Here is a 24,664-nt window from a genome sequence, read left to right as displayed (position 1 = left end):
AGGCCAGACCCAACCAGACGCCAGGACGCCGCGAAGCTTTGAGCCTGTCAACCAACCGCGACCGCGCACGCACCCAGGGACTCCTTCCCAGCCGACCTGCGCCCTAACCCGAGACACTTTGCATAAGCATTCGGTACTCTACAGGTCGCGAGTCGGTATAGTCCTAGGTCCTCCCGTCCCCTCCTCCACTAAGCTGGCCGGCGAGCAGTTGGCCGAACCGGTGGTTGCCCAACGGCGTACCGTGGAGTCGTTGTAGGCCGTCGACGCCGGGCTGCTCGTTGCCTTCGATCAGCATCGGCCCGTCGGGGCCGATGGTGACGTCCCATCCGACCAGCACCCGCGGCCGGAACGCCCGGTGTGCCGCCATCACCAGCTGCCGCACCTCGTCCCACCGGGGCAGCTTGCGACCCGCGATCGCGCCGTCGGTCACCGGGTGGCGCAGGTAGCGGGTGGTGGTGTAGCCGGAGGCGGGGCCCAGCTCGCCGGAGTCGATGTCGATCGGGGCGGCGATCCCGCCCCGATGCATGTTGTCCACGATCGCGTCCGCGACCGCCGGCATCCGGAAGATCGCGATCACCGGCTCGGGTTCGTCCGATTCGTCAAGAATGGTGATCACCCGGGCGGTCGCTACCGCACCCAACGCCAGATCCGACAGCTCGGGATGGCTGGTCAGGCAGGGCTGGACCAGCAGCGGCGTCGCCGTGGCCACCCCGGCCAACGATGACAGCAGCGACGAGCGCGGCACCACCTGCCCGTCCCGGGAAAAGGCGTCGGCATCCGGCTGGTAGCGCCAGCGTTGTGCGCCGCGCCCGCCCTTGCCTGCGAGCGGCTTGATAAACAGGTCGGTGGCGGGCAACGGCTGCTCCGGTCCGGGCTCGGCTCCCCCGCCGACGACCGCGAGCGTCGGCACCACCGGCAGCTGCGCCGCGGTGGCGTGGGCGGCGAAGGCGACCTTGTCGTTCAGCGGTGCCGCCTGCTCCACATCGGGCGCCCCGGCGAGTAGCTCATAGAGCGCACCTTTGGTCTCGTGGCGGTGCAGGAAGGCGTCGGCCCGCGCCCGCTGCTCCGGCCGGAACAGCTCAAAGGTGTAGTAGTTGTCCGGCACCGACGGCAGCCTCACCGCCGTCCACAGTAGCTCCCGCAGCTGCCTTCCCCGCGGCACGCCGGCCTCGCGCCGAATCCGGCCGCTGTGTCGCCGCCACACTCGCAACCCCTGGATGAGTACGTCGCTGATGTACCAGCGCCACGCCCGGGTCACTCCGGTACGCGGCGGCGGATAGGCATCAAACTTGGCGAAGTAGCGGGGCAGGACCTCGTGCCGGCGCCGGGCGTAGAGCAGGTGGAGCTGCGCCGCCGGGTCGGTCGCGGCGGCGCGGCGCCACCGCCGCCGGGTCGCTGGCAGCACCACCGGCACCACCCGTTCCCGCCGTCGCCAGCCGGCCCGCAGCCGGCGGACCACCGGCCTCACCGGGCCGGCTCCCGCGGGTCGCCGAGCCGCTGGAGCAGGTGGTGGGCGAGCAACTCGCCGAACCGGTGCCGCCCCAGCGCGACGTTGTGCAGCCGTTGCAGGCCGCCGACCCCCGGGCGTTCGTTGCCCTCCAACAGGATCGGCCCGTCGGGGCCGATGCTGATGTCCCAGCCCACCAGCAGTCGCGGGTGGAACCGTTCGTGGGCGGCGATCGCCAACGCCACCACTTCGTCCCACAGTGGCAGCTTCCGGCCCTCGATCGCGCCGTCCGAGGCCGGGTGCCGGCGATGGCGTACGGCGGGCCCGGCGATCGCGTAGTCGGAGGCGGCGCCGAGCACACCGGTTTCGATCTCCACCGGGGCGGCGATCCCGCCCCGGTGCATGTTGTCCACGATCGCGTCCGCGACCGCCGGCATCCGGAAGGTCGCGATCACCGGCTCCGGCCGGCCGGTCTCGTCCGTGATGGTGATCAGCCGGCAGGTCACCACCGCCCCCAGCGCCAGGTCGGCCAGGTCGGGATGGTTCGCCAGGCACGGCTGCACCAGATGCGACTCGCCCACCGACCGATCGGCCAGGACCTGCAGCAGCCGCGCCCGCGGCACCGCCTCGCCGCCACTGCGAAAACTGTCGGTGTCGACGTAGTAACGCCACTTCCCAACGCCGCGCCCGCCCTTACCCGACAACGGTTTGACGAACAGGTCGGTGGCCGGCAACTCGCCCGGCACCTCGGCGATCTCACCGTCCCGCAACACCGCGAGCGTCGGCACCACCGCGAGCCGATGCTCCACCGCCCGGGCGGCGAACGCCACCTTGTCGGTCAGCGGCGCCGCCTCCAGCAACCCGGCGGTGTCGGCGAGCGCCTCGTAGAGCACCGGGGAGTTCTCGTGCCCATGCAGGTAGCCGTCGGCTGCGGCGCGGTGCTCGGGGCGGTAGAGCTCATATTTGTAGTAGTTCTCCGGCATCGACGGTAGCCGCAGCGACAGCCACACCATCTCCCGCAGCTGCCGGCGCACCGGCACACCCGCCGTACGTCGGACGTAGCGGCCGTTTCGGCGCAGCAGCTGCCACGACTGGACCGCGACGTCGCCGACATACCAGCGCCACGCGCGGGCGACCCGGCTCCGCGGCATCGTGTAACGCTGCGCACGCCCGAAGTAACGCGGCAGATAGTGCTCCCGATGCCGGGCGTAGAGCAGATGCAGCGTCGCGGCGTGGTCGCCGGCCGACTGCTCCCACCGCCGCCGCTGCGCCCGCGGCACCACCGGGATGATCCGCCCGCGCCGCTGCCACAGGTCGCCGAAGAGCCGGCCAGCGGGCGCCGCCCGGACCCGCCGGACCGCCAACAGCCGGGCGGTCTCCACCGCCACCGGGTCGAGCGGCTCGGGGCGGGCGGGCAGCCCACCCGGGCCCGCCGCCGCGGCGTACGCCTGCCATGCCTGGTCGTACCGCCCGGCCCGCTCCAGGGCGTAACCCACCCGATACGACCAGCGGGTGCGGCGACGACGGCTGACGGCCCGCGCCACCCGACCGGCCTGCGCCACCGCCACCCACAGACCTGGCCGCCGCGACGCCTTGAGCCTGGACACCACCGTGCCACGCACCATCGCCGGTCCTCCTCCTGCGGCGACGCCCGAGCCCACGTCGCTGATCAATATGAATCCGCACTCTACCGGCGCGTGCTGCGCCGAGCCGCCGTCCGGTAACCTACCGGTAAACCTTCAGGCAACCCCCAACCCCCCGGGATCGAGTCTGACGTGAAGCGACCAGTCGTCTACACCTGCGGCACCTTCGACCTGTTCCACCGCGGCCACCTGCGCATGATCGAGAACGCCCGAGCGCTGGGCGAGACCTTGATCGTCGCCGTGAGCACGGATGAGCTCGTCGAGCACTACAAGCAGGTCCGCCCCACGGTGCCGTTCGAGGAGCGCCTGGAGATCGTCCGGGCGATCCGCGGCGTCGATCTCGCGATCCCGCAGCTCACCACCGACAAGTACGACGCCTGGGAACGGATCGGCTTCGACGTGTGGGTGGTCGGCGACGACTGGTACGGCAACGAGAAGTATGAGGACTACCGCAAGCGGCTCAGCGACGTCGGAGTCTCGTGCGTGTTCCTGCCCTACACCGCCGGGATCTCCTCCACCCAGCGCCGCACCGCCACCACCGCGAAGTAGCCTCCCGGCTCTCCGGTCGCGCCACACCGGGCTTCACCGCTCGTCACCAAATCGATCCAAGCGGGAAACATTCGCATCGTACGCTTCCGCTGCGGTTCAGCTGCCGGACACCTGACGGGCGCCCCTTGGCCACCTGAACGCCGCACGCACGTCGCCGTCGCGCGCTGACCGCACCACCGGAACCATCCCCCGCCGGTTGGAGTGAGCGTGCACAGTTTGTTGCTGCTGAACGGCGGCGTCGGCGCCCGGGTGGCGGCCGGACGCCCGAAACAGCTGGTCCATGTCAACGGCATCCCGATTCTCGTCTACGCCCTGGTGGCCGCCGACCGGTGCGCCGCCATCGAGCAGATCGTGTTGAACTACCCGGACGGCTGGCGCGACGAGATCGAGAAGATCGTCATCGACTTCTCGATCGCCACCCCGGTCAGCTACGTACCCGCTGGCCGTACCCGGCACGAGTCGGTAGCCAGGATGCTGCCCCACTGCCAGGCTGACCAGGTCGTCATCCACGAGTCCGCCCGGCCGCTGGTCAGCACCGCCGACTTCGACCGGCTAATCGCCCACCCCGCCGAGAACGTCAGCTACATGCTGCCGATCCCGTTCACCGTCGCGCCGGTAGACCCGCAGACCCGCCGCGTGACCGGGGCACTGGACCGGTCCACCCTGCGCAACGTCCAACTGCCGCAGCGGTTCGCCAAGCAGAGCCTGGTTGCGGCCCACCGCTACGCCGAAACGGCACAGCGCACCTTCACCGAAGACGCCACCCTCTGCAGCGTGGCCGGGTATCCCGTCGAATTCATCGACGGCGACGACCGCAACTTCAAGGTAACCACCCCCACCGATGTCGCGCTGGCGACCCACCTGCTGAGCCGGGAGGCCCGCAGTGAGTAAGACCATCATGATCACCGGATCTTCCCGGGGGATCGGGCTCGCCACCGCTGCCCGGTTCCTCGCCGCCGACAACGACATCGGAAGCCTGGTGCTGGTGGCTCGGGAATCGGCCCGCTTCACCGAGGCCATCGACTACCTGGAGCAGTCCAACCACCTGAAGAAACAGCTCCGTCCGTACCCGGTGGACCTCGGGGACCGGGCCCAAATCGTCGGGATGATCAAAGACCTGGTCTATCGGCACGGCAGCATCGACATCCTGGTCAACAACGCCGGGTTCACCGCGCCGGCGGCGCTGCATCAAACCTCGTTCGCGGACTTCGAGCGCACCATCGGCATCAACCTTTACGCGCCGTTCACGATCGTGCAGGAGTTGCTGCACGCCGGCAACCAAGCCGAACTCATCGTCAACATCGCCTCTACCGCCGGGATGACCGGCCGGCCGGGCTGGCTCACATACTCCTCATCGAAGGCGGCCCTTATCGCCATGACCGAGGTGATGCGGGAAGAGCTGGCGATCCACGGCACCCGGGTGGTGTGCATCTCACCTGGACGGTGCGCGACCGATCTGCGCCGCACCCTGGCGCCCGAAGAGGACCCGCACACGATCATGCAGCCCGAAGATGTCGCCGCGGTGCTGGAGATGCTCGCCTCGGATGTCGGTCGCTACGTCGACAGCCAGAACCTCGTCGTTCGGATGTGAGGCAGATGGGCACCCCGTTCGACCGCCGACTTGCCCGGCGCGCCCTCCGTACCCTGGGGCCGACCGTGCTCGCCCTGACCTCGTTCGCGCTGCTGCTCCTGCTGCCCACCGCGGGGCCCGGGTTGGCCGCCGGCTGGGCGTCCCTACTCGTCAGCGGCTGGGTGACCTTTCGGGATCCGCTCGGCCGCCACATCGGACCGCGTGCGGTGGTGGCGGCCGGTTCGCTCGCCGCCGCCTACGGCACGGCCATGCCCGGTCTACTGACGGCGCTGTCAGGGGCGGTGTTGCTGGGGCTGCTGTTGACTGAGGCGCCGTTACGCGATATTGCCGGCCCGCGCTACCGGGCGACTGGGCTGCCCCTCGCCGAGCCGCGACTCGACCCCCGGTCGGTCGCGAAGTGCGTGTGGGGCCTGACCACCGCGCTGATCGTGTCCGTTGGTCTAGCTGGGCTGTGGTCGCCGCTGGCCTGGCTGCCACCGGTGCTCACGGTGGCCGCGCTGGTCGGCTCAGGCATGCTCTTCGCCGACGCCTGGGACCGGCGACGCCGAAACCGCGGCGCCGACCTGCTCCGGCTGCGGGAGGCGTTGACACAGCTCAACCCGAGGTTCATTCTCTACTTCAGCGCCCCGCCGGGGATGGAGTACCAAGCCCAGATGTGGCTGCCCTATCTGGAACGGATCGGCGAGCCCTACTTCGTCGTGCTCCGCGAAGGGCACGCGCGGAAGGCTATAAGCGCCGCGACGACCGCACCGGTGGTGGTGTGCCCGTCATTGGCCGCGCTGGACGCCGCGCTAGTGCCAAGTGTCCGGGCCGCCTTCTACGTCAACAACGGCATGAAAAACAGCCACTGTGTCCGGTTCGCTGAACTGCAGCATATTCAGCTGCTGCACGGTGACAGCGACAAGGCGCCGAGCTTCAACCCGGTCACCGCCATGTTTGACCAGATCTTCGTGGCCGGCCAGGCCGCTATCGACCGGTACGCCGCGAACGGAGTGCAGATCCCGGCGGAGAAGTTCCGGATCGTCGGCCGGCCACAGGTGGAGAGCCTCACCGTCGTCGAGCCGGGCGACACCACCCCGCCCGAGCCCACCGTGCTCTACGCTCCGACCTGGATCGGGCTCTACAACGACGTCAACTACTGCTCGTTGCCGATCGGCGAACAGATCGTCCAGGAGCTGCTTCGCCACGGGGCTACGGTGATCCTGCGTCACCACCCCTTCGCCACCCGGGACCGCGGGTCTGCGGTGCTGCTCCACCGGATCGAACAGCTACTCGCAGCCGACCGGGACCGTACCGGCCGCAGCCACCTGTGGGGCGCGGCAGCGTCGACCGAACTCAGCCTCTTCGAATGCATCGACGCCAGCCACGCCATGGTCTCCGATGTCTCGAGCGTCGCCTCGGACTTCCTCTACACCGGCAAACCGTTCGCCATCACCGACATGCTCGGCGAGGGGGCAGAATTTGTGCGGACCTTCCCGCTCGCCTCGGCCGCCTACGTGATCCAGCCCGACGCCAGCAACCTAACCGACGCGGTGGCCTCCCTGCTCGGGAAGGACCTGGTCGGGAAGGACCTGCTCGCCGACGCGCGGCGGGCAGCTCGCACCCATTATCTCGGCGACTTCCCGCCCGATCGCTACGCCGAGGGTTTCGTCGCACAGGCCCGGCTAGCCGTGGCAGGAACCTCAGGTGCCAGCGGCGTCGGCCCGCTCGAAGGGGCTGGGCAGCGGAAAATAGGTCTCCAGGAAGGGCAGCACCAGGCCACGTTGCGAAGTGCCGTCCCCGTCCTCGGTGGTGGTGTCGTTGAGGCAGAAAACCTGCCGGTCGCGGCGCGCCAGCAGACCACGTAGCCGACTGGCGGTCTCGGCGATCGCCAGGTCGAAGTACGAATACCGGATGTCGCCGGGCAGCGCACGCCCGGTGTGGAAGGCGTAATAGTGGTGAAGGGACGAGGTCACCGAGATGTCGGTGTCGTGCCGGAACCGGCTGGCCGCCGTCCGCCGATGATCCGCCGCGAACTCCTGCTCGATCTCGCTGAGCACGCTACGCCGCAGGGCGTGCGGGACGTGCTTCATCTTGTGGGTCAGCAGCGTGCCGAACTGTTGCTCCACCAGCCGCCGGTTGTTTTTGCCCGCGACCGACGACGGGATGTCTTCCGGGTCCGGCTTGCCCATCGGCACCAGCGCCGGCGATTTGAAGAACTTGCTGGCGCCGTTGGCGAGGAAGAACAGCTCCGGCACCACCGGCGCACCGATGCACACATCGTCGTTGAGGTAGAGAAAGTGTTCCGACAACCCCGGGATGTGATGCAGCTGGGTCTCGATGGCGTGGGAGTTGAAGGTCGGCAGCACGCTCGGGTCGGCGAAGATCTCCCGATGGTCGACCACCCGGATGCCGGGCGCCTCGGTGTCCAACCAGTGCGGCACCTGCTGGTCGGTGACCAGATAGATGGTGCGCACCCAGGGCATGTTCAGCCAGACCGAGCGTAGCGAGTAACGCAGCTCGTCGTGGCTGATGAACCGGGCCGAGTTGGCGGCGAACCGGTGGTAGGCGGTGCCCGCCACCGCGGCGCGGCGCTGCTGCCAGCTCGGGTCCTCGCCGTCGACCCAGGTGTAGACGACATCGATCGGGAAGGTGACGTCGGAGTAGATCGGCTCGGCGAACGCGGCCCGGCTCGGGTAACTCGGCACCTCGCCCCGGTGCCGCGGCGTAAACGGGGTGAGCACAGACTCGGGGACGGCGACCGCCGGCTCTGCCACCCGGACGGCGTCGCTGCACAGGTTCGCCCGGGGCGCCAGCAGCACCCGGTCGCCCGCGGCCCCCTCGCCGGGTTGGCCGGGCTGGTCGCCCTCGGTCTCCTCCCGCCAGAACTCGATCTCGCAGCCGAACCCGTTGCCCAGGATCAGGCAGTGGGCCGGGTCGGTGAAGAACTGCATCACCCGCAGGTAGTCGTCGTTGACCGCGGCCCGGATCGAATGGGCGGTGGCCAGCCGGGGCTCCCCACCGTGCTCGATCCGCTGGAGGTAGAGCGCCCGGCTCGCCAGCGCCCGGGTGAGCGCCCGCCCGGTCGCCTCCCGCCGGGACGCCGGCACCGCCACCCGGAACCGGATCGCCTCCGAACCCCGGACCAGGAAGTAGGGGATGCCGGCCGCGTCGAGACACTCACGGACTGTCGCCAGGTTGCGCCGGGCCGCCTGCACCGGGGTCAGGTCGCTGACGACGGTGGCGAGCATCGCGCGCTTTCGCCACCTGACGATGGTGGCCCCCCGGCCGACCGAGCTGCTCCGCTTGCGCAGCAGCAGCGGCGCCGAGCGGACCGGTTCGGCCGCACTGGAACCGGCCGTGACCACCCGCCCGATGGTGTCCCGGACTGCCTGCCGAATCTGCGGCGTGGTGGAGCGTCGCAGATACTTCCGGAGCCGCGCCGGCATCACCCGGCCGTACATCCGGCCGACGAGCACGTCGGCCCGCGCCTGCCGCGCGTAGGCGCGCTGCTGGGGTCGACTGCGGTCGATACGTGGAGGTTGTGCGTCACCCGCCATGCCGCAGGACTGTAACCCCGAAACCTGTGACCGAAACCGATTCGCCCGGGGAAACCGGAGTTATCTAGCACACAACGACCGGATGAACGACACCGGCCGCCCAGTCGGCCACGGAGGGTAGGTGTGACACGACGCACCATCGGTACGCCATCGCCATCGTTCAATCTTTTGCCCACCCACCTTCCCTTACTCGCCACACCGTGGCCGATCCCCGGTCAGAGCGTTGGTTTTCGATCCCTCTATGGATAGCGCCCACCCACGGCGCCCCCTCCGGGTCGTGGTACTCCGGCGACCTCGACTGGGACGGGGTGCCGATGTCACTCGGCCGGCTCGGGGAACCGCGCGGCTACATGATGTTCCACTTCTCCGGCAGCGACTAGACCGAGGCGTACTACGCCTCGGGGCACAGCACCGACCGGCAGATGTGGGTGTCGTTCAACACCCCGCAGTATCGCGATTGGTTCACCACCCTGCGGGAGTGGACCGCGGCGAACCCGAACTCCCGGGACGGGGTGCCGCCGGTCAACATCAACGACCTCGCCGACACCAAACTCTTCACCCCCGCCGACCTCGACGAGGGGGTCTACCTCACCGCCAACGTGTGGAACAGCACCCGGGACTCCGAGATCACGGTACGGATCAACGACGGCGAGCCGCTTCCGCTGACCCGTACCCAGGATGGCGAAGGGGAAGCGGTGCGGTTCGGAGTTGACTACTCCGACCCGTACTCGGTGGTCCGCCAGATGCAGACCGCCCGTTACGCCTTCGTCAGCGAATCGGGCGAGGAGCGGAACCAGGGATGGCAGCAGACCCGCGGCAACCAGCGGGGGCCCGGCAACCCGCAGAGCGTCGCCGCGAGCTACATCGCCGAGAAGTCGAGCCACGTGTGGCGGGTGCAGCTCCCGACCGACCTGCCGCTCGGCGTCCACGTCGCCGAGGTGACCAGTGTGGACCGGTATGGCCAGGTCGCCACCGAGCATCTCGCCTTCGAGGTGCTCGCAGAGCGGCCAGACCCGTTCTGGAACAACGAGCCCTGGCAGGACAACTCGGTCACCGGTGGCCTGCTGACGGATGAGCGGGGCCTGCCGGTGCTGGATGAGGCCGGCGACCCGGTCCGGGTCGACGAGTAGCCCGCACCCCCACCCCCACTCGAGATCAAGGTGAGCCACTGGCTGCTGTAGCAGCCAGTGGCTCACCTTGATCTCGAGCTTGGGCTCAGGCGGGAAACTCGATCTCCCCGACGATCGGGCTGACCGTGGCGCCGCCGACCCACACCGTCCCGTCCTCGTCCCGGTCGACCCACACTCGCCCCCGGCGCGCTAGCCGGGTCCCCTGACTGGCGACGTACGGTGCGCTGGCCCGACCGCTGCCGAGCAGCCACTGCGCCACCGACGCGTTCAGACTGCCGGTCACCGGGTCCTCGATCATCTGCCCCTGGGCGCCGCCGAGCAGCGCCCGCAGCTCGAACGCGCACTCGGCGCCGGCCGGGTACGGCCCGACCACCCCGACGTGGAGCTTCTCGTCGCCGTCGTACCGGCGGAAGTCGGGCTGCAACCGCAACACCGACTCGGCGTCGGCGAGCAGCACCCCCACCCAGCCCGGCCCGTTATCCACCCACTCGGCCGCCACGATCTCAGCCACGTCGATCCCCAGCACCGCCGCCAACTGACCGGTGAGCGCCGGGTCGACCGGACCGGACCGGCGCAGCGGCGGCGCCGCGAACGCGAGCGAACCCGCATCCCGCCGGATCGACACCAGGCCAACTCCGCACTCCTGGACCACCGTCTCCGGCTCCCGCGGCGAACCCCCGGCGGCGAGCCAGGCATGGCAGGTGCCCAAAGTAGGATGGCCGGCGAACGGCAACTCCCCGCTCAACGTGAAGATCCGCACCCGGTAGTCGGCCCCCGGCGTCGTCGGCGGCAGCACGAACGTCGCCTCGGAGAGGTTCGTCCACCGGGTGAAGCTCTGCATCTGCTCGGTCGACAGCCCGTCGCCGTCGAGCACCACCGCCACCGGGTTGCCTGCGAACGGTTCGCTGCCGAAGACGTCGACCTGCTGGAATCTGCGCCGCACGTTTCGTCCTCCCTCGGTCCGACCCAACTGCCATGATGGTGCCAACGGTAGGCGAACGGTCAGGAGGGTCGGTGGCCAAGCCAACGCAGGCCGACGAGGAGCGGGCCGGAGTCCGGTTGACCAACCTCGACCAGCCGTTGTTCGAGGACGCGGGCGTCAGCAAACGCGAGCTCGTCGACTACCTCGACGCGGTGGCTGACCGGCTGTTGCCGCAGCTGCGGGACCGGCCGCTGTCGGTGATCCGGGCCCGCCCCGGGCAGCCACCATTCATGCAGAAAAACCTCCCCAAGTACGCGCCAGCGTGGCTACGAAGCGTGTCGATGTGGGCGGAGTCGTCGCGTCGGGAGGTCCGCTACGCGCTCTGCGACGACCGGCGAGGGCTGCTCTGGTTCGCCAACCAGCGGGCGGTCGAGTACCACCCGACGCTGGTCACCGTCGAAGCACCAGATCAGCAGCCTTATCTGGTGCTCGACCTCGACCCGCCCGGGCCAGGCGGGTTCGCCCAGGCGGTGACGGCCGCGGCGCTGGTCCGCCAGGTGCTCACCGACGCCGGCCTGGATGGCGCGGTGAAGACCAGCGGCGCCAAAGGGCTCCATGTCTACGTGCCGGTCGCCGCCCCGGCGCCGGTCGACACCGTGGCGGCGGCGACCCGGGCGTTAGCGGCACGCGCGGAACGGCTCGACCCGGCGCTCGCCACCACCGCGTACCTGCTGGAAGAGCGCGAAGGCAAGGTCTTCCTCGACGCCGGCCGGGCCGGCGGCGCCACCGTGGTCGCCGCCTACAGCCCACGGATCCGCCCCGGTACGCCGGTGTCGTTCCCGGTGCCGTGGGCCGACCTGGCCGAGGTGACACCGGCCGACTTCACGGTACGCACCGCGGCGGGGTTGCTCGCCGACCACGACCCGTGGGCAGCCGCCCTGCCCGGCCCGCAGCAGCTGCCCCGGGACCTGATCGAGGAGGGTGAGGCGATCCCGATCGGCCGGGTGCAGGCCATGCACGAGGGGAGGCGGCGCGCCCGCGAGGCAGACCGGCCGGAGCGCTGACTCTCAGAACTCGCCGGTCGTCACATAGAGCAGGTCGATCAGCGTCTCCGGCGTCCGCTCTCCCTGCTGCGCGGGCGGGCCGGCGAGCGCCCCGGCGGCGAGCAGCGACTCGGTGATCTCCCAGATCAGCTCGTGGGCGACGACCACTGTCGACACGCTAGGCTCCGCGCCGACCAACTCCCGGGCGACGGCCAGCTCATCGCCGGCGAGGGCATCGGCGACGGTCGCCGCGATCCGGCCGGCGATGCTGTCCAGCGGACCCCCGCCGCCGACCACCGGGATCGCCGGCCGGCCGTCCGGCGACCGCAGTCGCCACTGCCGGCCCTGGCCGTCGGTCACCACCCCGGACCCGGCCTGCCCGGAGCCGACCGCCCCTGATTCGGTCATTCCGGCCAGCAGGCCGGCCACCTCCTCGCGTACCCCGGGTGCGGTGGCGAGCGCGGTCAGGTCCCGGACCGTATCGTCGGTCCAGACCGACACCAGCGTGCCGGCACCGCAGTCGAGGAAGTTGGTGCCGGCGGAGGCGGCGCGCCCCGGATAGATCGCCCAGAAGGCGCCGTTCCACCACGGGCGTTGCGGAGTCAGGGTGGTCTCCGGCACCGCCCCGACCGCGCGCAACCTGGTCCATAGCAGACCGTCGAGCGCGTGGCCGAAGACCATCGCGTACCCGCTGCCGGCCTGCCCCCGCCCGGCCAGCTCAGCGCGGAGGTCGGCGACCGCCGGGGTGATCCGCTCGGCCAGCTGCGCACCGCGCTGCCGCAGGCTGGCCCGCATCGCCGTCATGGTCTCGGCCCCCAGCACCGGGAAGGTCGTACGAACCTGATCACCGACCACGGCGACCAGATCGAACTCGACCAGCTGCGCCAGCTCCGGCTCGCTCACCTCGATCCCCCGCGACCGCAGCTCCGGCACGCTGGCGCCGGCCCGGGCCGCGTAGAGCAACCGGCCCAGGTCACCGGTGCGGACCAACGCGTGCGGGGTCTGCCGGGCGTGCGGGCAGTAGCAGTGCAGGCTCCACTGCGCCAGGTCAGCGGGCTCGGGGCTGCAACCGATGTCATCTGCCATCGCCGAACCGTACCCAAAAACTGTTGGCGCGCCCCGTGCCAGCGGCTCCTACTACCGACAGTGCTCGGAAAGGAGCAGATCATGGGTACATTCCCTGCCCGACGGTTCGCCGTGGCCATCCTCACGGTCGCGGCGACCGTCAGCGCCGCCGTGGTCGTCGCCGGTGCCCCGGCGGCGGCCATCCCCGGCATCCAACTGGTCCAGTCGGGGTCGCCGGCCGGCCCGGAGCCCACCAAGGTAGCGGTGGCGCCGTGCCCCGACGGCCTGGTGGTGATCGACGGCGGTGGCAGCATCTCCGGCGCGCCCGCCGGCGAGGTCCGGCTGACCGGCCTCCGGCCACTGGGCGGCAGCTTCGAGGCCACCGCCACCACCGGCACCCAGGAGTACGCCGGCGACTGGTCACTGATCGCCTACGCGATCTGCGCACCACGCAGCTACAGCATCACCATCCATTCGGTGACCGGGCCGATGAGCTTCCAGTGGTGGCGCGGCCACACCGTCGACTGCCCCCGTGGCCAACGGCTCATCGGGGCTGGTGCCTACCTCGCCGGCTCGGACGGCGCGCCCCCGGCCGGGGTCGCGCTCCAGCTCATCCTCCCCCACTCAGATCTGACGCACATGAACGGCAGCGCCTACCGGGTCGACGACAGCTACTCCGGAGCGTGGCAACTGACCGTCTATGCGACCTGCGCCGACCCGCTGCCCGGCCTGGTCCGCGTCATGCATAGCGGCGGCAACGGCGCCTCGATCGCGACCGTAGCTTGTCCACGTGGGACGGTGTTGCACGGTCTCGGCGGCGCCGGAAACGCGGCACCGGGCCATCTCACGCTGACCCAGCAGGCGCCGATCGGCAACCTCAGCGGCGCCCTGACCACGGTGGCCGAGACCGGTGATGGCACGCCACCCGCCCCCTGGGCACCGGTCAGCATCGCCATCTGCGCCAACTAGGACACCAGCCAGGCACGTTCACCGGGCTCCTCGCTCCGCCCTCATCCCGGCCGAGGACCCGGTGAACGTTCCTCTGGTGGGCCTGGCCGGGCAGCTCTATTCGAACGTCACGAGCACGGCCACAACAGGGCCCGCGCTACACCCGCGCGAGCAACGTCTCATGGAACGCCAGCGTCTGGCCCCAGGCGAATAGAGCTGCGCGGCGACTGCCAACGGTTACCCGGGCACTGCGACGAAGCCTTCGTAGAGTGCAGCGGTGATGGCCATCGCCATCAGGGCAGCGATACCGTGTTGATGTGTGATGGTATGGCCAGCCTTACCACGAACCCGCGAGGGCGCCCTCCCGCGACGGCCGGCATCGGCTCAGGAGCCCCCATCTGCCACCGTTCAAGCGCCGTACTGGAAGGGGCCTTCGTACGGGTGGCTACATCCTCACTGTTGTGGGCCACAACGGTGAGTATGTAGCCCTTGAACAGCAGGTCCGTTCTCCCGCCGCTGGGACGTCGACCGCCCCGACGAGCCGGCCCAAATCCCGCGGGTAATAGCCATCCTTCCCGGATGTGTCGTCAAACTCCACCGGGCAGGCTCACGCCGGGCAGTCGCCGTAGCGGCACTGCAGGAAGAGGAACGTCAACTCGGACCCGCTCAACGGCCGCTGGTAGATGCGGAGCTCGTCGACCCGGCCCTGCCAGTAATCGCCGTGGGCGCCGTCCTGGAGGCCTCGACCGAGCTGCAGGTCACCGTCGGCTGACCACGCCTGCGGGGCCGTCGCCGAGCCGCTCCACCCGGCCGGCCACTCGCCGTTGAATGGACCACCGTCCACCCACAACTCAAGCTGTCCGGTCATCGGGTCGTGGACCGCCGCCACGTGAGACCACTCACCCACCGGGACCTGATCGGCCGGCGCACACACCAGCGTCTCGTCAACGTCAGTGGCGTCCGCATGTGCAACCACCAGGCACACCCCGCCCGCATCCTGGTTGGCCTCGGGTCGGTACTGCAGCTGCACCGCACTCTGGGTGGTGCCGCCCTGGGCCAGCACGGTGTGCCGGTCGGTGCGGGCCTCCGGGGAGACCCACGCTGCAACCGTCCAGCCGGTGGCGCCGTCGGTAACCACCGCGGGTGGGGCGCTGACGAATCCGGTCTCGCCGTCGAAGGCCAGGGCGGTCCCCGTCGCTGCCGGGTCACCGGGGTTGATGCCGGACGGGACCCAGCTCACCCCGTCGTGCAGCGTGCCAGCGTGAGCCGATCCGCCGCTCACCGGCGTCGCCGTCGCGCCCTCTCCCTCGTCGAACCGCCAGTGAAGCAGCTCGTTGGGGACCGGGCGCACCAGGAACGAGTACGTGAACCAGTCGGAGATGCCGCCGGCCTGGTTGATCGACCGCACCTGGAGCACCTGCTGCAGGTCACCAGGCGGAGCTAGCTCGACGGTGGCCGACTCTCCCGGGTCCACCTCGACGGTTTCCCCCTCACCCGACAGCCACCGGTAGGTGAACGCAACGACATCACTCGCCCCGGCGGGGTCGAACAAGAACTCGCCGGGCTGGCCCGGCCCACCGCTCCAGATGCCGGTATCCGCCGGTGGGTAGTCGGTCGAGGTGACGAGCGGGGTGGCCGGGGTGGCGGTCACCACGGTGAAGGTGAACGGGGCTGACCAGGCGCTCGCCCATGGCCAGTTGACCGCCCGCACCCGGAAGCTGTAGGTCTCGTCGGTGGCCAGGTCCGCCGGCGGCCGCCACCGGGCAGTCGCCCCAGATGGCACCTGCGAGTCCGACCCCGCCGCCACCACCGACCCCGTACCGTCGCGCACTTGGAAGTCGGCGCGCAGCGGTGCTCCGCGCGAGTCGCGCACCCGGGCGGCCAGCCACGGTCGCGGTGACCGGACCACCGCCGGGTCGGCGCAGGCGTCGTAACAGTCCGAGTCGATGGCGAGCTGATCCGGTGGATAAGGCCACCACAGGGGGAGGGTCACCCCCTCCGGCACGCGCTCCACTGCTGGCGGGGCCGGCGCGGGTGGTTCGCTCGGCACCGCGACCGCGGGCGTCGGCACCGCGAGCGCCACCCCTGCGACCAGGCCGGCGACGGCCGCCTTCGCTGTCCAGCCACGGCCGCCCGAGCTACTCCACCAACGCACCAAACCCGACATGTCCCGCCCTCCCAGCCTGACCAGCTCCCCGCGCCTACGCACCGTAGCCCGCAGCACTGTGCACAGTCAACGTCGTGAAGTGGACAGTTGCCGAACGACAGCCGTTACAGTCGGGCGACCGCCTGTTGGAACTCCTGCAGCACCGCTCGAACCTTTGCCAACTGCCGCTGATACTCGAGCAGGATGTCGCGGAAGGCCCTGACCCGGCGGGCATCCGCGCCTTGCAACGGTGCCCGCCGCTCATACCACAGCGGCAGCACGTCCCGCACAAAAGACTCGTGCAACAACCCTTCCACCAGCGTCAGCTCGGCCGCTACCGACTCCAGCCGGTACACCGACTGGAACACCTTCACCGAGACCGAGGTGGCGGCGTCGCTACGCAGCAGCGGCGACAGTTCCGGGGCGGCCGAGGCGACCAGCATGTGCGCCCGTTGCCAGACCGCCTCGTCCAGCTCGGGCGTGTCCGCGGCCAGCCACTGCTCGAGCGCCGCCACCTTCTCGTCCATCCGGTCCACCGCGATATCCGTAAGGCTCGCGGCCATCTCGCGAAGGTTGCGAATCACCCATTTCCGGGTACGGAACCGTTCCCGGGCATTCTCCAGCAGCACCGCGAGGAACGCCGCGATGAAGACGGTCGGCAACGCCCACAGCAGGCTTCCCAGGTCCATCGGCCGATGCTACGTCAGTCGAGGTCGGCGAGCAGCCGCCCCAACTCGACCTCGGTGAAGGTGACCGGGTTGTTGCCTAGTCGCTCCACGTTGACCGAGTCGACCAAGGCTGCCCGCTCGGCGTCAGTGGCGACCCCGGCGGCGGTGAGACTCGGATTCAGCCCGAGCTGGCGCATCAGCTCCCGCCACCGTTGTTGCGCGGTGACGCCGTCGGTGGCGCCGAGCCGGGTCTGGATCTCGGCCATCACCGCGGCGTGCGCGCCGGGGGTGACCTCCGCCCGCAGCCGTGCCGGCGCCGGGTCGCTGTGCTCGGCGAGGAACCCGCCCAGGGTCAGCGCCACCGCGTGGCCGTGACTCACGCCGTACCGTTGGGTGATCCCGTACGACAGGGCGTGGGCGGCGGTGGTGCGGGAGGTGTCGATCGCCCGCCCCGCCAGGTGACTGCCGATCGTCATCGCGCGGCTGGAGGCGGCCCCCGGTTCGGCCTCGACCACAAAGTTCTCGATCGCCGGCAGCAGCAGCCCCAGCGCGTGGCTGGCCCAGCGCCGGCTGGCCGGGGTGCCGGCCACCGCCCACAGGCTCTCGATCGCCTGCGCCACCGCGTCGATGCCGGAGGTCGCCCGCTGGTACGGCGTTCCGGTGCGGCTCAGGGTCGGGTCGAGCACCACTACGTCGGCCCGCATCGCCGGTGACGCCACCGAGAACTTCTCTGCTCCGATGTAGACTACCGAGAAGTGGGTGGCTTCGCTGCCGGAGCCGCTGGTGGTGGGCGCCAGCACCAGCCGCGGGCGCCGCCATGATTCAGCCCGACCCGCGCGCACCCGCTCGGCCAGCTGGTCACCGCCGGTCCCGGGCGGGAAGCTCACCAGCAGCTTGGCCAGGTCGAGGGCGCTGCCGCCGCCGATGCCGAGCACCAGATCCGGCTGAAACTCGGCGACCACCGCCAAACCGCGGGCCAGCTCGGCCACGTCCGGGTTCGGGGAGAAGTCGCTCCACCGGCGCAGCTCCGCCGCCCCGGCCAGCGCGGGCAGCATCGCCGCGGCGCCGGAGGTCTGGAACGAGCTGCGGCCGCAGACCAGCAGCACCCGGCGGGCGTCGAACTCGGCCACGAGCTCCGGCACTGTCAGGATCAGACCGTCGCCGTACCGGACATCGGCGCGCCTGGGCTGGTGCTCGGGCATTCGGCTCACCGCTGCCCTGCGAGCGCGGCCATGAACGCGTCCCGGCTCTGCGCCGGGGTCCGGGTTGGCCGGCCGAGGTCGGGCCGGCTGCCGGGGCGTACTCTGAGTTCCAGAAGGGACGGACCGCCAGTGGCCCGCATCCGTGCCACCGCCGCGGGCACGTCGCCCGGCTCAGTCACCGGCTCGGCGTGCCGGTAGCCGAGGCCGCGCGCCGCGGCCGCCACATCGACCACGTCGATCGCGGTCGGCTGGCCGCCGACGCTGTCGTGCACCCCGTTGTTGAAGACAACATGGAACAGTCGGGGCGGCGCCTGTTGGGCGATCACCGCCAGGCTCCCGAGGTGCATCAGCAACGCCCCGTCGCCGTCGAAGCACCACACTTCCCGGGTGGGTTCCCGCATCGCCACCCCGAGCGCGATCGAGCAGGCGTGCCCCATGCCGCCGACGGTGAGGAAGTCGGTGTCGCCGTCGGCTCCGGTGCGCGCCCGTAGTTCGAAGAGTTCCCGGGAGAGCATGCCGGTGGTGGCGACGATCACCGGTCCGGCGCCGACCGCGGCGACCAGCCCGGTCAGCGCCTCCTCCCGGGAGACCCGACGATCATGAGCGGGTTCGTCGACACGCCCGGTGGGTCCGTCAACCCGCTCATGATCGGCCGGAAGGGCGGCGGGAGCGGTGAAGGTGTTCTTCTCGACCAGCAGCACACTGGGGCCGCTGCGGGCCACGGCTGACCGCACCGCGTCGGCGACCGCCTCGGTGGCGGCCCCGGGCTCGGTCGGCAGCACCGACCAGGGCAGCTCCATCGCGTCCAGCAGCGCCGTCATCACCCGCCCCTGCGTCACATGCTGCGGCTCGTCCGGCACCCCCGGCTGCCCCCGCCAGCCGATGACCAGCACCATCGGCACGCCGTACACCGCCGGGTCGGCCAGCGACAGCAACGGGTTGACCAGGTTCCCGAACCCTGAGTTTTGCAGGTAGACCGCGGCCGGCGCGCCGGTACGCAGGTAGTGGCCGAGCGCGATCCCCACCGCCGCGCCCTCGTTCGCGGCGATCACGTGCTGCTCCGGCGGCAACGTCTGCATGATCTCGGTGTTGAGGTGTTTCAGCAGGCTGTCGGGCACCCCGGTGTAGAACGAGACGCCGTGCGCGGAGAGGTCGGCCAGGAACCGGGCCGGGTCGATCATTGCTGGTTCTCCGGGATGATCGCGAGCGCTTCGTCGATCGGCGCCAGGTACGGGTCGGCCTCCAGTGCCCGACCGTTCGCCAGGATCGTCTGCGCCACCTTCACCATCTGCGGGTACGCCGCCCGCAGCAGATGGTTGGCGTAGATCACCAGGTTGACGCCCCGGTCGGCCAGCTCCGCCTCGGTGACCTGGTGATAGCTGGTGGGCACGGCGACCAGCGGCACCCGACGGGGCAGCTTGCCGTACCGGTCGCAGAACTCGAAGACCTCTTCCGGACTCTTCCGCTTGCTGTGGATCATGATGCCGTCGGCGCCCGCGTCGATGTACGCCTCGGCTCGCCGGACCGCGTCGTCCATGCCCTGTTCCAGGATCAGACTCTCGATCCGCGCGATGATCATGAAGTCGTTGGTGATCTGCGCTCGCTTCCCGATCGCCAGCCGGGCACAGAAGTCTTCAATCGTCGACTGGGTCTGGGCGACCTCGGTGCCGAAGAGCGAATTCCGCTTCAGCCCCTCTTTATCCTCGATGATCACCGCCGAGGCGCCCAGCCGCTCCAACGACCGGACGGTGAAGGTGAAGTGCTCCGGCTTGCCACCCGTGTCGCCGTCGAAGATCAGCGGCTTGGTGGTCACCTCGAAAAGCTCATTGACCATCTGCAGCCGGGAGGAGATGTCCACCGCCTCGATGTCCGGCTTGCCCCGGGCCATGGAGTCGGTCAACGAGCTCGACCACATCCCATCGAACTCCAGCGTCCGGCCCTCGACCGACACCGCGGTGTTCTCCACGATCAGGCCAGTGAGGCCGCTGTGCGCCTCCATCACCCGTACCACCGGCTTGTGCTCCAGCAGCCGCCGCAGCCGACTGAGCCGCACACTGGGCGTGGTGCCGATCTGCTTCACCGACTGGTTCAACTGAGTGGACGAGATGCCTTCGGTGTAAGGGACCTCGACCAGCTGCCCACCCCAGCGGGCGAGCGCCTCGATCACCCGCTGCCGGGTCTGCTGCTGCACCCCGCTGCGCCAGTCGTCGCCGTGCACCACGTAGTCCGGCCGCAACTGCTCCAGGTTCGGCACATAATCCAGCGTCTCCTGAGCGACCACCCGGGTGACGCCCTTCAGGTTCTCCACCACCGCGCGCCGCTGCTCGTACGTCATGTGCGGCAGCCGCTTGTAGCTGGCGATCGCCGCGTCGGTGAGCAGCCCGATCGTCACCTCCCCGAGCTTCGCCGCCTGGTTCAGCACGTTGATGTGCCCGGGGTGGATAAGATCTGCGCTCATCCCCACGTACACGGTCGGGGTCGTCGACACGGAACCTCCTCGACTTCACAGTTGCGCTCAGGAACGCTACCGCAGCGTTTCCGGTCAGACTGGGCTAGGCTGGAATCAATGGCCAAGATCGTGCTGCGGGTACGACTCATCGGTGGCGAGCGCCTCGACGTCACCTACGAGGACCCGGACGCCGGCAGCTCCGACGAGGTGACCGAGCGGGCGCTGGACACCCTGGCGCAGGACTACGGGGTGCTCCGCGCCGAGCACGGTGGCCGGCTGATGGTGCTCTACGGCCGGGGCGTAGCCGCGGTCGAGGTGGCACCCCGCGGCGCCGTGATCTGACTCGGCTCGACCACGTCAGCAACGCGAGATCAGTTCAGTACGCCGTGCTCCCAGATCGCTGACACTGGCAGCAGCATGATCCGGTCACCCAAGGAGTAGCTGTGCTCGCCGAGGTAGAGCACCACCCCGGCGACGAACCGGTCACCTAGCTTGTCCCGGAGCCACCGAAGGTGCCGGTCCGCATCCGGGCGCGGCGACGTCGAGGACTTGACCTCGATCGCCACGACCTTGCCGTCGGGCCCTTCACAGACGAAGTCGACCTCTCGCCCGTCCCGGTCCCGCAGATGGCTGATCTCGAAGGCACCATCGGTACGCGCCTGCGCCTTGAGCAGCTCGGTATAGACAAAGGTCTCCACCAGCCCACCCAACGCCGGATGCCCCGGCGGCTGTAACAGCTCCGGGGTGACCCGTAGCAGGTGGGCGGCGAGACCGCTATCGGTGAGGAACAACTTGGGAGTCTTCGTCACCCGTAGCGAGGCGTTCGTGGCCCACGCCGGGACCGTCGCGGAGAGAAAGACCGTCTCAAGATATGAGAGGTAGGTGCGGGCAGTATGCCCGCTGACCCCCAGACCACGGGCAAGATCCTCGTAGACGAGCAACCCCCCGGAGCGGGCTGCGGCGAGCGACAGCAGCCGGGTCAGCGACCGGCCGTCGGAGAGCTGCGCGAACTCCTGAATGTCACGCGAGGTCACGGTCCGCACGTAGCCGTTGAACCAGCTTCGCCGAGCACTAGCGGAATCGATCTTTATCGGTTCAGGGTAGCCGCCCCGGCATAGGGATTCCAGGTAGTCGGCTCGTTGCCAGGGGGAGGCGGCGCTGATCAGGCTGCCGGGTTCGGTGAACAGCCGCTCCAGAAAGTCCGCGCCGACCCGGCCCGAACGTTCTGCCATGCTCAAGGGCCACAGATCAACAAAGACCGCCCGACCGGCGAGCGACTCCGACAACGTCGGCACGGTAAGGAATCGGGTCGACCCTGAGAGGATGAACTGCCCCGGCGTCGGCGCCGTGTCCACCACCTGCTTGACAGCCCGCAACAACCGATCACCACCGTGTTGAACTTCATCGATTATCAACGGTCGACCACCCGCGCCCACGAAAGCCTCCGGGTCACCAGTGGCGCTGGCCAACGTCGCGGCGGAGTCGAGGGAGCGATACTCGCCCCCGCGAGCATCGCGGTAGAGATTCAGCACCGTGGTCTTGCCCGCTTGCCGCGGGCCGTTGACGATGACCACCCGGAAGACGCGGGTCAACTCGACGAGTTGGTCGGTCGCGGACCGAGCAACCAACTCACCCATCGAACCTCCCGCACGCCGGGTTGCCCCAGCTGGCCGCCGGCCCATTTCAGATCTGCCGGGTCGTTCGTTTCAGATCTGCCGAGGGTACCACTTCAAATCTGCCGTGCCCTTCGTTTCAAATCTGCCGTACCGCCGGATTCAGATCTGCCGGGGCGGAAGGGGTCGCCGGGGCGGCTCAGCCGCGGACGACCGCCTCGAAGGCGGCGACCCGGTTGACGACCGCGGCCCGGTCCAGGTCGAGGTGCTCCAGGATGGTGTAGCGGTCCGGTCGGGTCGCGGGCGCGGCCAGGACGGCTTCGACGAACTGCTCCCGGGTCAGCCCCAGGTCGGCCGGGCGGGTCGGCAGGCCATGCTTGAGCAGGCAGGCGAGCAGCTCGGTGAAGTCCGGCGGGTCACCAACCTCGGCCAGGTCCCGACGCAGGAAGGTGCAGAAGAGCGCGCCCAGCGCCACCTGCTCGCCGTGGGCCGCCGTCCCCGGGAAGAGCAGATCCATCGCGTGCGAGATCTCGTGGCAGCCGCCGGAGCTGGGCCGCGACGAGCCGCATACCGCCATCGCCAGCCCGCTGCCGATCAGCGACTCGGCGAGCAGCGTCAGGAAGCCGAGATCGGTCAGCTCGCCCGGGTGGCGCAGCACCGCCTCCGCGCCCACCGCGGCCATCATCACCGCCAACCCGTCGACCGGCTCCGCCCGGTGCTGCTGCGCCAACCGCCAGTCGGCCACCGCGTTGAGGTTGCTGACCAGGTCGCCGACGCCGGCCCGGAGCTGCGGCAGCGGTGCGGCGACGACGAAGTCCAGGTCCACCACCACGGCGATCGGGATATGCACTCCGTACGAGCCGCGGCCACCGTCGTTGTCCAGCGAGGCGACCGGCGAGGCGAGCCCGTCGTGGGCGAGACTGGTGGCGACGCTCACCATCGGGGTGCCGTACTGGGCCGCCGCCCACTTCGCCACGTCGATGGTCTTGCCCCCGCCGATGCCCACCACCGCGTCGTACGAGCGCTGTCGCAGCTTCGAGCCGAGCTCCTGGGCCGCGGCGAGCGTGCCGCCTTCGACCGTGAACAGGTCGGCGGAGCGCAGCTGCGGGCCGACCAGCTCGGCCACGGCCTCGCCCTGCGCCGGGCCGACCACCACCGCGACCTCACCCCGACCGGAGATCCGGCGGTCGGACAGGATCGCCCCAAGCTCGGCCACGGCTCCCCGCCGCACCTCGATCGCGAGCGGAGTGTTGACCGTGCGGGCCAGCAGCGCCATCGCTTCGCCTCTCCTCCCGGCCGAACGCAGGATCGGCTCGCTCATCTGAACGGCACGGGAATGATAGCTGACCGGTTGAAGGCCCTCCCGCTACCCGAGCGCCCCGGCGAGCAGGTCGTCCAGCCCGCTCTTGATCCGGTCCAGGCTCATCCCGCGGTCCCGGGCCGGTAGCATCCATCGGGTAAGCCGACTGACGGGTGGCTAGGGTTCCGCCGCCGCTCCCGGAGCGACCGGGGCCGCGGGCCTGGTCCGAGCGCCACAGAAAGCCGGAGCCCGCTCCGGCCCGCACCTCATCGGAGAAAAGCCTCGAGGGGATAGGTCGGCGCACACCACTGTGCGCTGACTACCCCTCGGAGGTGCCTTCGTGTCCCCGTCCCACCCCCGCGCCGTACTGCAGGCGTTGCTGGTCACCGTGCTGTGGGCCAGCTCCTGGGTGCTGATCAAACACGGTCTCGACGAGATCCCCGCACTCACCTTCGCCGGGCTGCGCTACAGCCTGGCCGCTGGCTGCCTACTGCCGTTCCTGCTGCTGCACCGGCGGGTCCGGGCCGACCTGCGCACCCTCACGCGTACCGACTGGCTGCGGTTGGCGGCGCTAGGCCTGGTCCTCTACACCCTCACCCAGGGCGCCCAGTTTGTCGCACTCGCCCACCTGCCGGCGCAGACCACCAGCCTGCTGTTGAGCTTCACCCCGGTGCTGGTGGCGCTCGCCGGCATCGGGCTGCTCGGCGAACGGCCGACGGCACGGCAATGGGCCGGCGTCGGCGGCTTCCTCACCGGTACGGCGATCTTCCTCTACCCGGCCCACTTCCCCGGCGACCAGCGCTTCGGCCTGACCGTGGCGGTGATCGGCGTGCTCGCCAACGCCGGGGCGGTGCTGCTGGGCCGCTCGGTCAACCGGTCCCACACCATCAGCCCGCTCACCGTAACCGCGCTGACCATGCCGATCGGCGCGCTGGCGCTGCTGGTCGCGGGAGTCGGCAGCCAAGGAATGCCGGCGATCAGCGGCACCGGGTGGCTGATCGTGGCCTGGCTGGCGGTGGTGAACACCGCGTTCGCCTTCACCCTCTGGAACGTCACCCAGCGCACCCTGTCGGCCACCGAATCCAGCGTGGTCATGAACACCATGCTGATCCAGATCGCGGTGCTCTCCTGGCTCTTCCTGGGCGAACCGCTCGGGGTGAAGGAGCTGACCGGGCTCTCGGTGGCCGCCGCCGGCGCGCTGCTGGTGCAACTCGCCGCCGCCCCTAAGCGCCGCCGCCCCTAGGCGCCGGTCGGCCTGGGGAAGGCGCCGGGCAGCCGTCGGGAAGGCCGGCCGGCGACGCTCGACTCGTTGCCAGCACGAACACCGAGGGCGCAGGGGAGGCGGAACCGATGATCACAGGGTCGAAGTCCCGGTACCGGCGCCCGGCGCTGGCCCTGCTCCCGCTGTT

General features: G+C 70.1%; 19 protein-coding genes and 2 pseudogenes. 9 read left to right on the top strand and 12 right to left on the bottom strand.

What is annotated here, in order from left to right; all coding sequences use genetic code 11:
- Positions 1 to 163: 163 nt before the first annotated feature.
- Both JQS43_RS02420 and JQS43_RS02415 read right to left on the bottom strand, forming a co-directional pair.
- On the bottom strand, positions 164 to 1,468 hold the full coding sequence (locus JQS43_RS02420; RefSeq protein WP_239677419.1) for a sugar-transfer associated ATP-grasp domain-containing protein: 1,305 nt from the start codon (positions 1,466 to 1,468) through the stop codon (positions 164 to 166).
- Complete coding sequence (locus JQS43_RS02415) at positions 1,465 to 3,072, bottom strand: sugar-transfer associated ATP-grasp domain-containing protein (protein ID WP_239677418.1); 1,608 nt, start codon at positions 3,070 to 3,072, stop codon at positions 1,465 to 1,467. The genes JQS43_RS02420 and JQS43_RS02415 overlap by 4 nt, the downstream gene beginning before the upstream one ends.
- Before the next feature lie 150 nt (positions 3,073 to 3,222).
- Here JQS43_RS02415 and JQS43_RS02410 point away from each other — a divergent pair, with 150 nt between their 5' ends.
- From JQS43_RS02410 to JQS43_RS02395, 4 genes and pseudogenes are all read left to right on the top strand, one after another.
- Positions 3,223 to 3,639: an FAD synthase family protein gene (locus JQS43_RS02410; protein WP_239677417.1), complete on the top strand. Its 417-nt coding sequence runs from the start codon at positions 3,223 to 3,225 to the stop codon at positions 3,637 to 3,639.
- A 207-nt stretch (positions 3,640 to 3,846) separates the two neighbouring features.
- The gene (locus tag JQS43_RS02405; protein WP_239677416.1) at positions 3,847 to 4,530 is read left to right on the top strand and encodes an IspD/TarI family cytidylyltransferase; all 684 of its coding nucleotides are present in this window, start codon (positions 3,847 to 3,849) and stop codon (positions 4,528 to 4,530) included.
- Positions 4,523 to 5,230 carry an SDR family NAD(P)-dependent oxidoreductase gene (locus JQS43_RS02400; RefSeq protein ID WP_239677415.1) on the top strand — a complete coding sequence of 236 codons (708 nt, stop codon included), beginning with the start codon at positions 4,523 to 4,525 and terminating at the stop codon, positions 5,228 to 5,230. The genes JQS43_RS02405 and JQS43_RS02400 overlap by 8 nt, the downstream gene beginning before the upstream one ends.
- A gap of 5 nt (positions 5,231 to 5,235) precedes the next feature.
- Positions 5,236 to 6,648, top strand: a pseudogene (locus tag JQS43_RS02395) (CDP-glycerol glycerophosphotransferase family protein); the annotation flags it as partial.
- A 264-nt stretch (positions 6,649 to 6,912) separates the two neighbouring features.
- On the opposite strand, the gene JQS43_RS26235 reads toward JQS43_RS02395, so the two are convergent.
- Positions 6,913 to 8,769: a stealth family protein gene (locus JQS43_RS26235; RefSeq protein WP_420847641.1), complete on the bottom strand. Its 1,857-nt coding sequence runs from the start codon at positions 8,767 to 8,769 to the stop codon at positions 6,913 to 6,915.
- Between the two features lie 200 nt (positions 8,770 to 8,969).
- On the opposite strand from JQS43_RS26235, the pseudogene JQS43_RS02385 reads away from it, so the two are divergent.
- Positions 8,970 to 9,899: pseudogene (locus tag JQS43_RS02385) on the top strand (calcineurin-like phosphoesterase C-terminal domain-containing protein).
- Between the two features lie 85 nt (positions 9,900 to 9,984).
- Here JQS43_RS02385 and JQS43_RS02380 read toward each other — a convergent pair.
- Positions 9,985 to 10,842, bottom strand: a complete 858-nt coding sequence (locus tag JQS43_RS02380; protein ID WP_239677412.1) for a PhzF family phenazine biosynthesis protein — start codon at positions 10,840 to 10,842, stop codon at positions 9,985 to 9,987.
- A 35-nt stretch (positions 10,843 to 10,877) separates the two neighbouring features.
- Between JQS43_RS02380 and JQS43_RS02375 the strand changes: the two genes are divergently transcribed.
- The gene (locus JQS43_RS02375) at positions 10,878 to 11,885 is read left to right on the top strand and encodes a DNA polymerase domain-containing protein (RefSeq protein ID WP_476739036.1); all 1,008 of its coding nucleotides are present in this window, start codon (positions 10,878 to 10,880) and stop codon (positions 11,883 to 11,885) included.
- A 3-nt stretch (positions 11,886 to 11,888) separates the two neighbouring features.
- Here the strand turns inward: JQS43_RS02375 and JQS43_RS02370 are convergent, their stop codons facing one another.
- Positions 11,889 to 12,950 (bottom strand): hypothetical protein, encoded by a 1,062-nt coding sequence (locus JQS43_RS02370; protein WP_239677410.1) that lies wholly within the window; start codon positions 12,948 to 12,950, stop codon positions 11,889 to 11,891.
- 81 nt (positions 12,951 to 13,031) lie between these two features.
- Here JQS43_RS02370 and JQS43_RS02365 point away from each other — a divergent pair, with 81 nt between their 5' ends.
- Entirely contained in the window at positions 13,032 to 13,898 is an 867-nt protein-coding gene (locus JQS43_RS02365; protein ID WP_239677409.1) for a hypothetical protein, read from the top strand.
- Between the two features lie 586 nt (positions 13,899 to 14,484).
- Here the strand turns inward: JQS43_RS02365 and JQS43_RS02360 are convergent.
- The 5 genes from JQS43_RS02360 to aepX form a co-directional block, all read right to left on the bottom strand.
- The gene (locus tag JQS43_RS02360) at positions 14,485 to 16,044 is read right to left on the bottom strand and encodes a LamG domain-containing protein (protein ID WP_239677408.1); all 1,560 of its coding nucleotides are present in this window, start codon (positions 16,042 to 16,044) and stop codon (positions 14,485 to 14,487) included.
- A 104-nt stretch (positions 16,045 to 16,148) separates the two neighbouring features.
- Positions 16,149 to 16,712 (bottom strand): hypothetical protein, encoded by a 564-nt coding sequence (locus JQS43_RS02355; RefSeq protein WP_239677407.1) that lies wholly within the window; start codon positions 16,710 to 16,712, stop codon positions 16,149 to 16,151.
- A gap of 14 nt (positions 16,713 to 16,726) precedes the next feature.
- The gene (locus tag JQS43_RS02350) at positions 16,727 to 17,893 is read right to left on the bottom strand and encodes a phosphonoacetaldehyde reductase (RefSeq protein WP_239677406.1); all 1,167 of its coding nucleotides are present in this window, start codon (positions 17,891 to 17,893) and stop codon (positions 16,727 to 16,729) included.
- A gap of 5 nt (positions 17,894 to 17,898) precedes the next feature.
- Complete coding sequence (gene aepY, locus JQS43_RS02345; protein WP_239677405.1) at positions 17,899 to 19,074, bottom strand: phosphonopyruvate decarboxylase; 1,176 nt, start codon at positions 19,072 to 19,074, stop codon at positions 17,899 to 17,901.
- The gene (aepX, locus tag JQS43_RS02340) at positions 19,071 to 20,381 is read right to left on the bottom strand and encodes a phosphoenolpyruvate mutase (RefSeq protein ID WP_239677404.1); all 1,311 of its coding nucleotides are present in this window, start codon (positions 20,379 to 20,381) and stop codon (positions 19,071 to 19,073) included. Before aepX ends, aepY begins: the two co-directional genes overlap by 4 nt.
- 78 nt (positions 20,382 to 20,459) lie before the next feature.
- Between aepX and JQS43_RS02335 the strand changes: the two genes are divergently transcribed.
- Positions 20,460 to 20,684, top strand: a complete 225-nt coding sequence (locus JQS43_RS02335) for a hypothetical protein (protein ID WP_239677403.1) — start codon at positions 20,460 to 20,462, stop codon at positions 20,682 to 20,684.
- A 29-nt stretch (positions 20,685 to 20,713) separates the two neighbouring features.
- On the opposite strand, the gene JQS43_RS02330 is transcribed toward JQS43_RS02335, so the two are convergent.
- A complete protein-coding gene (locus tag JQS43_RS02330) occupies positions 20,714 to 21,979 on the bottom strand; it encodes an ATP-binding protein (RefSeq protein WP_239677402.1) in 1,266 nt (421 codons plus the stop codon).
- Positions 21,980 to 22,154: 175 nt separating this feature from the next.
- A complete protein-coding gene (locus JQS43_RS02325) occupies positions 22,155 to 23,231 on the bottom strand; it encodes an iron-containing alcohol dehydrogenase family protein (RefSeq protein ID WP_239679281.1) in 1,077 nt (358 codons plus the stop codon).
- 364 nt (positions 23,232 to 23,595) lie between these two features.
- On the opposite strand from JQS43_RS02325, the gene JQS43_RS02320 reads away from it, so the two are divergent.
- Positions 23,596 to 24,498, top strand: coding sequence for a DMT family transporter (locus JQS43_RS02320; protein ID WP_239677401.1), 903 nt, complete (start codon positions 23,596 to 23,598; stop codon positions 24,496 to 24,498).
- Positions 24,499 to 24,664: the final 166 nt, after the last annotated feature.

The organism is Natronosporangium hydrolyticum (assembly GCF_016925615.1).
Classification (GTDB): Bacteria; Actinomycetota; Actinomycetes; order Mycobacteriales; family Micromonosporaceae; genus Natronosporangium; species Natronosporangium hydrolyticum.
The sequence above is the reverse complement of the archived record's forward strand: the minus strand, read 5'-3'. Positions and strand labels throughout refer to the sequence as shown.